Source organism: Embleya sp. NPDC005971 (assembly GCF_040629175.1).
Lineage (GTDB): Bacteria > Actinomycetota > Actinomycetes > Streptomycetales > Streptomycetaceae > Embleya.
The window spans coordinates 24,376-37,162 of record NZ_JBEXUX010000055.1; the positions used below are offsets into that span (position 1 = coordinate 24,376).

Here is a 12,787-nt window from a genome sequence, read left to right on the forward strand (position 1 = left end):
CCCAGTGGAACTCACTGGTCTGATCATCGTCATCGGCGTCGCGCTCTTCTTCACCTACACCAACGGCTTCCACGACTCGGCCAACGCGATCGCGACCTCGGTGTCCACCCGGGCGCTGACCCCGCGGGCGGCGCTGGCCATGGCCGCGGTGATGAACCTCGCGGGCGCCTTCCTCGGCGAAGGTGTCGCGAAGACCGTCAGCGAAGGGCTGATCTCCACCCCCGAAGGCCATCAAGGTCTGGTCATCCTGTTCGCGGCGCTGGTCGGCGCGATCTTCTGGAATCTGCTGACCTGGTACTTCGGACTGCCCTCGTCCTCGTCGCACGCGCTGTTCGGTGGCCTCGTCGGCGCCGCGCTCGCGGGTTCCAGCACCGTCTACTGGGACGGTGTGATCGAAAAAGTCGTCATCCCGATGTTCCTGTCGCCGGTGGTCGGCCTGGTCGCCGGCTACCTGGTGATGGTCGGGATCATCTGGCTGTTCCGTAAGTCCAACCCGCACAAGGCCAAGCGCGGATTCCGCCTGGCGCAGACCGTCTCGGCGGCCGGCATGGCGCTCGGGCACGGCATCCAGGACGCCCAGAAGACCATGGGCATCGTGGTGATGGCGCTGGTGATCAGCGGTCATCACGAGGGCGACGGCATTCCGGTGTGGGTCAAGCTCGCGTGCGCGACGGCCCTGTCGCTGGGCACGTATGCGGGTGGGTGGCGGATCATGCGCACGCTCGGCCGCAAGATCATCGAGCTGGACCCGCCGCAGGGCTTCGCGGCCGAGACCACGGCCGCCTCGATCCTGTACACCACGGCCTACGTCTTCAAGGCGCCGATCTCGACCACGCACATCATCACCTCGGCGATCATGGGCGTGGGCGCGACCAAGCGGGTCAAGGCGGTGCGCTGGGGTGTCGCCAAGAACATCCTGATCGGTTGGTTCACCACGATGCCGGCCGCCGGTCTGGTCGCGGCGGGCACCTACGGGATCACCCATCTGATCGTGGGCTGATCCGCGGACCGCACCCCGCGTACGTAATGCAGGACGTACGGGGCACCCGGTTCGTAACCGACATATCGCACGAGAGGGCCCACACCTGTCCCGGTGTGGGCCCTCTCGTATGTCCATCCCGACCGTCCGTCGACGCTTCGACCGTCAGCCGAACCGGCCGGCGATGTAGTCCGCCGTCGATTCCTCGGTGGGCGCCGAGAAGATCGTCTCGGTGTCGCCGATCTCCACCAGCCGACCGGGCTGGCCCGGACCGGCGAGGTTGAAGAACGCGGTCTTGTCCGAGACGCGCGCGGCCTGCTGCATGTTGTGGGTCACGATGACGATCGTGTACCGCTCCTTGAGCAGCGCGATCAGGTCCTCGATCGCGAGCGTGGAGATCGGGTCGAGCGCCGAGCACGGCTCGTCCATCAGCAGCACCTGCGGCTCGACCGCGATCGCCCGTGCGATGCACAGTCGTTGCTGCTGGCCGCCGGACAGGCCCGCGCCGGGCTTGTTCAGCCGGTCCTTGACCTCGGTCCACAGGTTCGCGCCGCGCAGCGAGCGCTCGACGATCGCGTCCAGGTCGCCCTTGCGCTTGATCCCGGCGAGCTTGAGCCCGGCCGCGACGTTGTCGTAGATCGACATGGTCGGGAACGGGTTGGGCCGCTGGAAGACCATGCCGACCGTGCGGCGGACCGCGACCGGGTCGATCTCGTTGCCGTACAGGTCCTGCCCGTCCAGCGAGACCGAGCCGTCCACCGAGGCGCCCGGGATCAGCTCGTGCATGCGGTTCAGCGTGCGGATGAAGGTGGACTTGCCACAGCCGGAAGGACCGATGAAGGCCGTGACCGAACGCGGCTCCATGGTCATCGAGATGTCCTCGACGGCCTTGTGCGAGCCGTAGTAGGCGTTGAGTCCCGAAACTTCGATGCGCTTGGTCATTCCTGCCTCTGGATCGGTGCGGATGTCGGTGCCGCGGTCGGCCGTTCGGGTCGTCGTCGTGGCCTTCATCAGCCCGCCTTCGGTGCCTTCCAGCGGGCGATCAGCCGCGCCGCCAGGTTGAGGATCATGACGATGACGATCAGCGTGAGCGCCGCGGCCCAGGCCCGCTCCTCGGCGAACTGATTGCCCGCGTGGTTCTGGTCGAACACGTACAGCGGCAACGCCGACTGCCAGCCGGAGAACGGGTCGGTGTTGATCGACTGGGTGAGTCCGACGAGCAGCAGCAGCGGGGCGGTCTCGCCGATCACGCGGGCGATGGAGAGCATCACGCCGGTGACGATGCCGCCGAACGCGGTGGGCAGCACCACCTTGAGCACGGTACGCCACTTCGGGATGCCCAGCGCCAGGCTGGCCTCGCGCAGCTCGTTCGGGACCAGCTTGAGCATCTCCTCGGCGGAGCGCACCACGGTGGGCAACATCAGGATCATCAGCGCGAGCGACCCGGCGAAGCCGGAGGCCTCGAAGCCGAGCATCATGATCCAGAAGGCGTAGATGAACAGACCCGCGACGATCGACGGCAGGCCCGTCATCACGTCGACGAAGAAGGTCACCGTCTTGGCCAGGCGACCGCGGCCGTACTCGACCAGGTAGATCGCGGTGAGCAGACCGATCGGGACCGCGATCAGGGCGGCCAGGCCGACCTGCTCCAGGGTGCCGATGATCGCGTGGTAGACGCCGCCGGTGTCGTCCCGGGCGCCCACGCCGCGCATCGAGTGGGAGAGGAAGTACGGGGTGAGCTTGTCCGCGCCGCGCTGGATCGTGTAGCCGAGCAGCGAGATCAGCGGCAGCACGGCGAGCACGAACGTGGTGGTGATCAGGCTGGTGGCGAACCGGTCCCGGGCCCGGCGGCTGTCCTCGAAACGCCACGAGACGGCGGACAGCGTCAGGATGAAGACGAGCCCGCCGAGGAAGACCGCGAGGGCCCAGTTGTCCAAGGTCAGCTTGAACACGATCGTCAGCAGCACACCGCCGCCGGCGATCGCCCACGGCACCTGACGCGGCAGGGTGCGTCGGGTCAGCGACGCCGCCCGCGGATCCGGCAGACCCGCGCGCCCGGTCTCGACCGCGTCCGTACCGATGCCCGGGCGCTTGTCGCCCGTGTCCAGGACGGTCATGAGTTCGCTCCAGAGAACGCCTTGCGCCGGTTGATGACGACGCGCGCGGCGCCGTTGACGAGCAGCGTCATGATGAACAGGACCAGGCCCGAGGCGATCAGCGCGCCGCGGCCGATCTCGCCGGACTCGCCGAACTGGTTCGCGATGTTCGCCGCGATCGTGTTGTTGCCCGGGTCCAGGATGTGGATCGAGACGTCGAAGCTGGGCGAGAGCACCATCGCGACCGCGATGGTCTCGCCGACCGCGCGGCCCAGGCCGAGCATCGACGCGCTGATCATGCCGGGCTTGCCGTAGGGCAGCACCGCCATCCGGATCATTTCCCAGCGGGTCGCGCCGAGCGCGAGCGCGGCCTCCTCGTGGGCGCGGGGCACCTGGAGGAAGACCTCACGGGTGACCGCCGCGATGATCGGCAGGATCATGATGGCCAGCACGATGCCGACGGTGAACAACGTGCGGGCGGTGACGCCCGCCTGCTCCTTGTCGAACAGCGGGATCCAACCGAGGTAGTCGGACAACCACGAGTGCAGGCCGAGCAGTTTGGGGGCCAGGAAGATGTAGCCCCACAGGCCGTAGACCACGCTGGGCACCGCGGCCAGCAGGTCGACGATGTAGCCGAGTGTCTGGGCGATCCGCCGGGGGGCGTAGTGCGTGATGAACAGCGCCACCCCCACCGCGACCGGCACCGCGATGAGCATCGCGATGGTGGCGCTGACAACCGTGCCGAACACCAGGGTGACGACACCGAAGGCGGGCTTCGCCGCGTTCGGGTCCCAACCCTGGTCGGTCAGGAAGCTGCCCTGGTTCTTCGACAGTGCGTCCGTCGCCTTGACCACGAGGAAGATCGCGATCGCGGCCATGATGGCAAGCAGGCTGATGCCGGCGCCGCGGGCGGCACCGGAGAAGATCCGGTCGCCTGGTCGGACCTTGGTGCGCTTGGCCGCGGGGGCCTTGCGTTCGGGGTCCGCCGGTGCGGTGGGAGTGGTCGTGGACATCTCTCTCCGTACGAGTCGGTCGCTCAGCGGGCTCGGACTAGGACAGACCGGCCACGGCGGCGCGGACCTTGTCCGCGACCGTCGTCGGGAGCGGCGCGTAGCCGATGCCCGCGAGGACCTTCTGGCCTTCGGCGCTGGAGGTGTAGTTGAGGAAGGACTTCAGCAGCGGGAGCTTGTCCGCGGCGGTGCCCTTCTCGCAGACGATCTCGTAGGTGACCAGGATGATCGGGTAGGCACCCTCGGCCTTGGTCGCGTAGTCGACCGACAGCTTCAGGTCGTTGCCGGTGCCGACGATCTTGGCGGCCTCGACGGCCTTGCCCGCGGCCTCGGGGGTGAGCTTGACCGGTGCCGCCGCGCCCGTGTTGATCTGCGCGATGCCCAGGCCGGAGTTCTCCGCGTAGGACTGCTCCATGTAGCTGATGCCGCCCTGCGTCGACTTCACGATGGAGGCGACACCCTCGCTGCCCTTGGCACCCTGACCGCCCGGGGCCTTCCAGTCCTGGGCCGCGTCGAAGGTCCAGTCGGCACCGGCCGCGGCCTTGAGGTACTTGGTGAAGTTCTCGGTGGTGCCCGAGGCCTCGGAGCGGTGCACGGTCTGGATCGCGGTGCCGGGGAGCTGCGCGTTCGGGTTCAGCGCCTTGATCTCGGCGGCGTCCCACTTGGTGATCTTGCCGGCGAAGATGCCCGCGATCGTCTTCGCGTCCAGGACCAGGTCCTTGACGCCGGAGACGTTGTACGCGATCGCGATCGGACCGGTCACCATCGGCAGGTTGATCGCCTGGCCGGGGGCGCACGCGGCGCCGGCCTTGGCGACCTCTTCCGGCTTGAGCGCCGAGTCGGAGCCGGCGAAGGTGACCTGCTTGTCGAAGAACGACTGACGGCCGGTGCCCGAGCCCGAGGACGCGTAGTCGATCGAGGCACCGGAGCACTTGGCCTGGTACGCCTTGATCCACTCGTCCATCGCGTTCTTCTGGGCGCTGGAGCCGGCGGCGGCGAGCTTGCCGGTACCGCAGTCACCCTTGGGCGCCTCGGCGCCGGGGGCGGACGCGGCCTTCGTCGACGACTTCTTGTCGTCACCCGAGCTGTTGTCGTCGGAGCCACACGCGGCCAGCGTGAGCGCGCCGGCGAGTGCCAGGCCGGTGAAGCCGATACCGCGACGGACACTGCGGGGCCGAATGGTCACGGCGCTCCCTTTCGATCGAACTCAACTCGTGGTGCGACGACCCGAACGGTCGCCGTCATGGACGAAGTTAGGCCGTGAGAATGAAGCGATCCGCCGCGCAAAGTGAACCGAGGGTGAACTCGAACGGTCGAGTCAGATAAGCCGACCGCTGGATGAATTGTCCGTTCATGTGGCCATTTACTACCCGTGAACTGGGGCTTTGTCGGGACAGCCGAATCTTGTTCACGCGATGTTCAGACGGGTGCAGTGTGACGTTGGGTAAACCGTGATCACGGCTTGACCAAGTGCTCAGCTTCCCGTCGGGTAGGGAGCGTAACGGCCCATGGCCACGACTCGACCCGCCCACGCGTGCAATATCGCGAACTCCCCGGGCAACAACGGCTCGGCGGCCAGCCGGGTGCCGGCCACCCCGGGGGCGACGCCGGGCAGGTCCGGAACAGGTGCGCAGAGCAGCGTCGGCCGCCCGCCGCGCAGCGCTCGGGCGACCGAATACGCACCCGCCCGCACCCGCGCCCCCACCGCCGCCACATAGGGCGCGACCGTCGCGGCGGCGGCCGGCTCCGCGCAGCCGTACACCTCCACCGGTCCGAACGCGGCCAGCATCGGCACCAATTGCCGGGCGAACGCGGGGCCCGCGCGCAACACCAGGACCGGCACCGTCGCGGGCGGCGGCCCGGTGCGAAACGCGTCGGTCAGCGACGCGGTGTAGTCCGGCGTCCCGGCCAGCGTCGCGGCCTCCGCCGGCGGACCCCACCACATGCGATCCACCTCGGCATTGGCCACGAAGTCGCCCGCGACCGCCTCGGCGACCCAGTAGCGGTTGATCTTGAGTCGACGGCGCGAGTGCATCGGATAGCTGCGCACGCCCAACTCGCGCCCCAGGATGGCCCGATACCCGGTCTCCTCGGCGATCTCGCGGACCGCGGCCACCACCGAGGGCTCGCCCGGCTCCAGCTTGCCCTTGGGGAAGGACCAGTCGTCGTAGCGCGGCCGATGCACCAACCCGACCTGTACCGCGTCTCCCATCCGACGCCACAACACCGCGCCGGCGGCGAGTACCGGGTCGTGTTCGGCGGGCGCGGCTCCGGGTGGGTCATCCATCGAGCCACGCCCGCACTTCCGGGGAGCCCGCCTTGGGCCACACCCGCGTGAACGCGTACCGCCGTTCCGTGGCCACCCGCCGCTCGTACGCGTGCAACTCGCCCAGCACGAAGGCGGCGGGCCCGCCGATCCGGGGAGCGGCGGCGAGTTCGGCCACCGCGTCGGCGGCGATGGTGGCGTCCTGGTGCACCCCGAGCACCTCGGTCACCGCCTTGAGCCGCCGGGCCAGCCGCGCGGCCGGCGGGCCGAACGCGGGCACGCACATGTCGGCGGCGTAGCGGGCCCGCTTGGCCAGGATCCGCACCCGGTGCCAGGACTCGTCGTCGGTGCCCGCGTACGGGGTGAACCCGACCCGGTCGGCCGGATGGGGCACGCCCGCCGCCGCCAGCGGCAGCGCGTCGGCAGCCCGGTCCAGCTTGCGCAGCGTCCGGCCGACCAGCGCGGGCAGGACCTCGGCGCCCGATGCCCCGGCCCGCTCGGTGAAGGTCAGCCCCAGAGCCGGCTCCACCAGGTCCGCGGAAAGCGTGGTGAACAGCCCCGAACCGAGCGCGGACAGCGCCCGGGCCCGCCCCGTGCCCAGATCGCCACGCAGCCGGCGGGTGACGATCGCCCGGGCCCGGGCCGAGCCGGGACGCTCCGGCAGCGTGTCCAGGTCGGCCAGCAGGCGCTCCAGCAGCACCTCGGCGTCCCGCTCGCCCGCGAGGGCGTCCGCCGCCTCGCGCAACCGGGCGCGCAGGCGGGTAGCCGGCTCCGGCTCCAGGAGCGGACCGCACGTGGCCAACGCGCTGCGGATCCGCCGGGCGGCCACCCGCGCGTTGTGCGCGGCCTCCTCCTCGCCCGCGTCGAGCCGGGGCAGTTCGTCGATGAACGCGCCGGCCTCGCCGACCAGATGGGCGAGCAGGATCGCGCCCGCCGAGGTGTCCTCGGCCGCCGCGCGCTGCCGAGGAATGGTGGTCGCCTGCTTACTCCGGGCCACGTCTGCGCCTCCGGGTCTCGATGAGGTGCTCCTGCACGTCACGAAGCCGGCTGCCGTCGGCCGCGGTCGCGTGCCTGGTCCAGGTGCCGTCCCGGTCCAGATGCCAGGACGCGGTCTCCGCGCTCATCCCCAGGTCCATGAAGGACGTCATCTCGTCGCGGTGTCGATCGCCGCGCAGCCGCACCGCCGCCTCGACCCTGCGGTCCAGGTTGCGGTGCATCAGGTCGGCACTGCCGATCCACACCTCCGGTTCGCCGGCGCCGGCGAACACCCACACCCTGGAGTGTTCCAAAAATCGCCCGAGAATGCTGCGCACTCGGATGGTTTCGGACAGACCGGGGACGCCCGGGCGCAGCGCGCAGATGCCCCGGATCCACAAATCGATCGGTACGCCGGCCTGCGAGGCGCGGTAGAGCGCGTCGATCACCAGCTCGTCGACCAGCGAGTTCGACTTGAGCCGGACGTATGCTGGCAGCCCCTGCTCGTGGTTGGTCACCTCGCGCTCGATCCGCTCGACCAGCCCGTTGCGCAACGAGTGCGGGGCTACCAGCAGGCGTCGAAACGATTGCGCGCGCGAGTAGCCGGAGAGCCGGTTGAACAGGTTCGACATGTCCTCGCCGACCTGCGGGTCGGCGGTCAGCAGGCCCAGGTCCTCGTAGAGCCGGGCGGTCTTCGGGTTGTAGTTGCCGGTGCCGATGTGGCAGTAGCGGCGCAGCGCGTCCCCCTCCTGGCGGACCACCAGGCTCAGCTTGGAGTGTGTCTTGAGTCCCACCACGCCGTGCACGACATGGCAACCGGCCTGCTCCAGCTTGCGTGCCCAGGTGATGTTGGCGTGTTCGTCGAAGCGGGCCTTGAGCTCGACCAGGACCAGCACCTGCTTGCCGGACTCGGCCGCGTCCACCAGGGCGTCCACGATCGGCGAGTCGCCCGAGGTGCGGTACAGGGTCTGCTTGATCGCGAGCACGTCGGGGTCGGCCGCGGCCTGCTCCAGGAACGCCTGGACCGAGGTGGCGAACGAGTCGTAGGGGTGGTGCACCAGGATGTCGCGCTTGCGCATCGCGGCGAACACATCGGCGGCCTGCGCGGTCTCCACCTCGGCCAGGTCGCGATGGGTGCCGGCGACGAAGCGGCGGAACTTGAGCTCGGGCTTGTCCAGGTCGGCGATCGCGTGCAGACCGGTCAGGTCGAGCGGACCGGGCAGCGGGTAGACCTCCTTCTCGCCCACGCCCAGCTCGCGCACCAACAGGTCGAGCACGTGCGGGTCGATGGTCTCCTCGACCTCCAGCCGGACCGGCGGGCCGAACCGGCGGCGCATCAGCTCCCGCTCCAGTGCCTGGAGCAGGTTCTCCGCGTCGTCCTCCTCGACCTCCAGGTCCTCGTTGCGGGTGACCCGGAAGGCGTGGTGGCCGAGCACGTCCATGCCCGGGAACAGATCACCGAGGAATTCCGCGATCACCTCCTCCAGCGGCACGAAGCGGGCCGGCGAGGTCTCCACGAAGCGCGGCAGCAGCGGGGGCACCTTGACCCGGGCGAAGTGCTCGTTGCCCGAGCGCGGGTTGCGCACGATCACGGCCAGGTTCAGCGACAGGCCGGAGATGTACGGGAACGGATGTGCCGGGTCCACCGCCAGCGGGGTGAGCACCGGGAAGACCCGCTCGCGAAAGAGCGCGTACAACGACTGCCGCTCGCCGTCGGTCAGGTCGTCGAAGCGCAGCAGTTGGATGTCGGCCTCGCCGAGCGCGGGCAGCACGTCGTGGTGGAAGCACGTGGAGTGCCGGGCCATCAGCGCGCGACTGCGCGACCAGATGTTCTCCAGCACCTCGCGCGGCTGCAACCCGCTGGCCGCGCGCACCGCGAGGCCGGTGGCGATCCGGCGCTTGAGACCGGCCACCCGGACCATGAAGAACTCGTCCAGGTTGGACGCGAAGATGGCCAGGTAGCGGGCCCGCTCCAGCAGCGGGGTGTTCGGGTCCTCGGCGAGTTCGAGCACCCGTTCGTTGAACGCCAGCCAGCTTCCCTCCCGGTCCAGGAACCGGTCCGGCGGCAACTCGACCTCCGCGTGCGGCGAGGTCGCGGCGACCGCGGCCGTGCCGCCGGCCTTCACGGGCGGCACCGCCACGGTCAGGTGGCGGGAGGATCGAGCGGCGGGAGTCTCGGCGTTCATCAGACCATTGTCTTTTCGCGGCGGTCTATGTGCACCTGCGTGGCCCCGACCCGAAACAGATGTTCGCCAGGTTTCACACCGTGTTCAGCGCCGGTACATCACGTCGACAGTGTGTACGCGAAAGCCCAAACGGGTGTACACCTTGACGGCCGCCTCGTTGTCCGCGTCCACATACAGCAGTGTTTCGGCGAGCGGACGGCCCTCGACGGTGCGCTCGGCCAGGTGCCGCAGCCCCACCGCGGTCAGCAGCGCGCCGAGCCCGCGACCCTGCGCGGCCGGGTCGACCCCGACCACGTACACCTCGCCCAGCGGGCCCGAGTCCGCGGTCGCGGGGTGGGTCTTGGTCCAGTGGAAGCCGAGCAACTCGCCGGTGCCGGTGTCCTCGGCGAGGAAGAAACCGGCCGGGTCGAACCACGGTTCGGCGAACCGGCGGCCCAGGTCGTCCGCCGTCCACGCGCCCTGCTCGGGGTGGTGCGCGAAGGCCTTGGCGTTGAGCGCGAGCCAGGCCGCGTCGTCCACGCCCGGGCGGAAGGTGCGCAGCCGCACGCCGGTCGGCAGGTCCGGGGCGGGGACCGGGGTGCCCGCGCGGCGCATCTGCCACAACTCGCGGAACGCGGTGAAGCCCAGCGCCGCGGCCAGCCGCTCGGCCGCGGGCAGCTTGCCGTGCGCCCACACCCGCAACCGGCCGTCCGCGTCGATTCGGGCCGCCTCGGCCGCCAGCGCCTCCAGCAGCGCCCGGCCCAGGCCCGCGCCGCGCGCGTGCGGCGCGACGAACAGTTCGGCCGACGGGCCGTCCACCGGGTCCGAGCCGTCCAGGTGCGCGAAGCCGACGATCGTGCCGCCGTCGCGGGCGAGCACCTCGCGCGCGGCCGGCGCGCCGTGCCGCAGCTCCAGTCGGGACTGCTCGGACAGCGGCGAGGCGCCGTCGACGCCGGCCGCGGCCTCCGCGAGGGCCGACACGGCCGAGGCGTCTTCCGCCGAGGCCCGATTCACCGTCTCGATCGACACATCCGCGAGGTCCATGGCCCCACGGTACTGAGCGACGTCGCGGGCCGTCGCGCCGCCGTCAGCCGCAGCCGCAGCTACGGCGGACCACCAGCGTGGAGGGGAAGGTACGCACCCGGGGGTCGCCCGCGGCGGCCGGTTCGCGCTCCAACGCCAGCTCCACCGCGGCGCGGGCCATGCCCGGCCGGTCGGAGGTCACCGTGGTCAGCGGCGGATCGGCGATCGCCGCCTCGGCGATGTCGTCGAAGCCGACCACGGCGAGGTCGTCCGGCACCCGCACACCCGCCTCGCGGGCCGCGTGCAGGACACCCATCGCCTGGTCGTCGGTCGAGCAGAACAGCGCCCGGGGCCGATCCGGGCCGGTCAGCAGCGCCAGCGCGACCTGATAGGCGCCGAACCGGCCGAAGGGGGCCTCGTGCAGCAGACCCTCGGTGGGCAAGCCGCGCTCGGTCATCGCCCGCCGCCAGCCGGTGACGTGGTCGGTCACCGGGTCGCCCGAGTCCGGCGTGCTGGGCGGACCGCCCAGGCAGTCCACCCGGGTGAAGCCGTGGGTGTCGAGCAGGTGGCGGACCGCGGTGTAGGCGCCCTCGACGTCGTCCAGGATGACCGCGTCACCGCCGAGTGCATCGGGCTGACGGTGCATCAGTACCACCCGCACGTCCCGGGTGGCGATCTCGCGCGCGGCGCGCTCCGAGGGGCCCTGGCTGACCAGTACGAGCCCGGACACCTGCATGCCGAGGAACGCGCGCACGTAGTGCAGTTCGCGGTCGTCCTCGTAGTCGGAGTTGCCGATCAACACCAGCCGACCCTGCTCGAACGCCGCCTGTTCGACGGTGTGCGCGAGTTCGGCGAAGAAGGCCTGCCGGGCGTCGGGCAGCACCAGGCCGATCAGGTTGGTGCGCCGGCTGGCCATCGCCTGGGCCACGCTGTCGGGCCGGTAACCCAGCTTGTCTATCGCGGCGAGCACACGCTCGCGCGTGGCCGGCGCGACCGGGCGCGGGCCGTTGTTGACGACGTAGGAGACCACCGCGGTGGAGGTCCCCGCGAGGCGGGCGACGTCGTCGCGGGTCACTTTGGGCACGCGGTCATTGTAGGGACGGGGACCGGCGCCACTCACGGGAGTTCACAACCTGGACGCGGGACGGGATGCTCCTCCGCGTTCTTCCGGATAAGTCTGCTTTGTGCCGTACTGCACCGGAACCGACGCCCCGTCGGCCCCGCCGACCGGGCCGGCGCCGAGCGACGAATCACGTACGTTCGGCGAGCGCGGGCTCGCCGACGCCGCGATCGGGCACCACGAACCGATAGCCGACGTTGCGCACCGTACCGATCAACGACTCGTGCTCGGGCCCGAGTTTCGCCCGCAGTCGGCGCACGTGCACATCGACCGTGCGGGTGCCGCCGAAGTAGTCGTAACCCCATACCTCCTGCAACAACTGGGCCCGGGTGAACACCCGGCCCGGGTGCTGCGCGAGGTACTTGATCAGTTCGAACTCCTTGAAGGTCAGGTCCAGCACCCGCCCGCGCAGCTTCGCGCTGTAGGTGGCCTCGTCGATGCTCAGGTCGCCGTTGCGGATCTCGGTGGGTTCGTCCTCGCCCCCCTGCGCCGCCTGGAGCCGGCCGATCGCCAGCCGCAGTCGGGCCTCGACCTCGGCGGGCCCGGCGGTGTCCAGCAGCACGTCGTCCACGCCCCAGTCCGCGGTCAGCGCGGCCAGCCCACCCTCGGTGGCCACCAGTACCAGCGGGGCCCCGACCCCGGTGGTCCGCAACACCCGACACAGACTGCGCACCTGGGGGAGGTCACGCCGACCGTCGACCAGGATGACGTCCGCGGCCGGCGCGTCGACCAGCGCGGACGCCTCGGCCGGGGCCACGCGTACCTGGTGCAGCAGCAGACCGAGCGCGGGCAGCACCTCGGCCGACGGCTGGAGCGCGTTCGTGAGCAGCAGCAGTGCACTCAACGGGACACCTCCCAAAAGCAGGCACAAAACACGAAAGGACCCGGGGCATCGTCGCCCGGATCCTTCATTGGTCGCCGGCTCGTCCGATTCCGTAACCCGTCGGGAACCACTTCTGGGGTCCGTGGGGTGTGCCCGTCATCGGAGGTGAACCTGCGGGGCCAGGATAGCGAACATGTCTCGTAGGAACCGACCTACCCGGGAATCTTCCCGCACTGCGGACACCCGCGACCCCACCTTTCACCGGAATGCCACACCCCACTCGACCCGCGGATCGGCGCGCGACAAGCCCGGGGACCCGATTTCCGGCAC

10 protein-coding genes and 1 pseudogene are annotated in these 12,787 nt (G+C 70.4%); 1 reads left to right on the forward strand and 10 read right to left on the reverse strand.

Features of this window, described 5'->3' with window-relative positions; genetic code table 11:
• The first annotated feature begins 4 nt into the window (after positions 1-4).
• Positions 5-1,000: an inorganic phosphate transporter gene (locus ABZ374_RS35530; protein ID WP_360319270.1), complete on the forward strand. Its 996-nt coding sequence runs from the start codon at positions 5-7 to the stop codon at positions 998-1,000.
• Positions 1,001-1,144: 144 nt separating this feature from the next.
• On the opposite strand, the gene pstB is transcribed toward ABZ374_RS35530, so the two are convergent.
• The 10 genes and pseudogenes from pstB to ABZ374_RS35580 form a co-directional block, all read right to left on the reverse strand.
• Positions 1,145-1,921: a phosphate ABC transporter ATP-binding protein PstB gene (pstB, locus tag ABZ374_RS35535; protein WP_360319358.1), complete on the reverse strand. Its 777-nt coding sequence runs from the start codon at positions 1,919-1,921 to the stop codon at positions 1,145-1,147.
• A 68-nt stretch (positions 1,922-1,989) separates the two neighbouring features.
• Entirely contained in the window at positions 1,990-3,096 is a 1,107-nt protein-coding gene (gene pstA / locus ABZ374_RS35540; RefSeq protein ID WP_360319272.1) for a phosphate ABC transporter permease PstA, read from the reverse strand.
• Positions 3,093-4,088, reverse strand: coding sequence for a phosphate ABC transporter permease subunit PstC (pstC, locus tag ABZ374_RS35545; RefSeq protein ID WP_360319274.1), 996 nt, complete (start codon positions 4,086-4,088; stop codon positions 3,093-3,095). Before pstC ends, pstA begins: the two co-directional genes overlap by 4 nt.
• A gap of 37 nt (positions 4,089-4,125) precedes the next feature.
• Entirely contained in the window at positions 4,126-5,271 is a 1,146-nt protein-coding gene (gene pstS, locus ABZ374_RS35550; protein ID WP_360319276.1) for a phosphate ABC transporter substrate-binding protein PstS, read from the reverse strand.
• A 288-nt stretch (positions 5,272-5,559) separates the two neighbouring features.
• A complete protein-coding gene (locus ABZ374_RS35555) occupies positions 5,560-6,372 on the reverse strand; it encodes an NUDIX hydrolase (RefSeq protein WP_360319278.1) in 813 nt (270 codons plus the stop codon).
• A complete protein-coding gene (locus ABZ374_RS35560) occupies positions 6,365-7,348 on the reverse strand; it encodes a CHAD domain-containing protein (RefSeq protein WP_360319280.1) in 984 nt (327 codons plus the stop codon). Before ABZ374_RS35560 ends, ABZ374_RS35555 begins: the two co-directional genes overlap by 8 nt.
• Positions 7,335-9,512: an RNA degradosome polyphosphate kinase gene (locus ABZ374_RS35565; protein ID WP_360319282.1), complete on the reverse strand. Its 2,178-nt coding sequence runs from the start codon at positions 9,510-9,512 to the stop codon at positions 7,335-7,337. The genes ABZ374_RS35560 and ABZ374_RS35565 overlap by 14 nt, the downstream gene beginning before the upstream one ends.
• Before the next feature lie 84 nt (positions 9,513-9,596).
• On the reverse strand, positions 9,597-10,535 hold the full coding sequence (gene mshD, locus ABZ374_RS35570; RefSeq protein ID WP_360319284.1) for a mycothiol synthase: 939 nt from the start codon (positions 10,533-10,535) through the stop codon (positions 9,597-9,599).
• Between the two features lie 43 nt (positions 10,536-10,578).
• Positions 10,579-11,598 carry a LacI family DNA-binding transcriptional regulator gene (locus tag ABZ374_RS35575; protein ID WP_360319286.1) on the reverse strand — a complete coding sequence of 340 codons (1,020 nt, stop codon included), beginning with the start codon at positions 11,596-11,598 and terminating at the stop codon, positions 10,579-10,581.
• Positions 11,599-11,800: 202 nt separating this feature from the next.
• Positions 11,801-12,478, reverse strand: a pseudogene (locus ABZ374_RS35580) (response regulator transcription factor); the annotation flags it as partial.
• Between the last annotated feature and the right edge of the window lie 309 nt (positions 12,479-12,787).

Bases quoted from the DNA above. Each gene is read 5' to 3' on its own strand.
- pstB (WP_360319358.1), bottom strand. From the start codon at position 1,921: ATGACCAAGCGCATCGAAGTTTCGGGACTCAACGCCTACTACGGCTCG.
- pstA (WP_360319272.1), bottom strand. From the start codon at position 3,096: ATGACCGTCCTGGACACGGGCGACAAGCGCCCGGGCATCGGTACGGAC.
- pstC (WP_360319274.1), bottom strand. From the start codon at position 4,088: ATGTCCACGACCACTCCCACCGCACCGGCGGACCCCGAACGCAAGGCC.
- ABZ374_RS35555 (WP_360319278.1), bottom strand. From the start codon at position 6,372: ATGGATGACCCACCCGGAGCCGCGCCCGCCGAACACGACCCGGTACTC.
- ABZ374_RS35565 (WP_360319282.1), bottom strand. From the start codon at position 9,512: ATGAACGCCGAGACTCCCGCCGCTCGATCCTCCCGCCACCTGACCGTG.
- mshD (WP_360319284.1), bottom strand. From the start codon at position 10,535: ATGGACCTCGCGGATGTGTCGATCGAGACGGTGAATCGGGCCTCGGCG.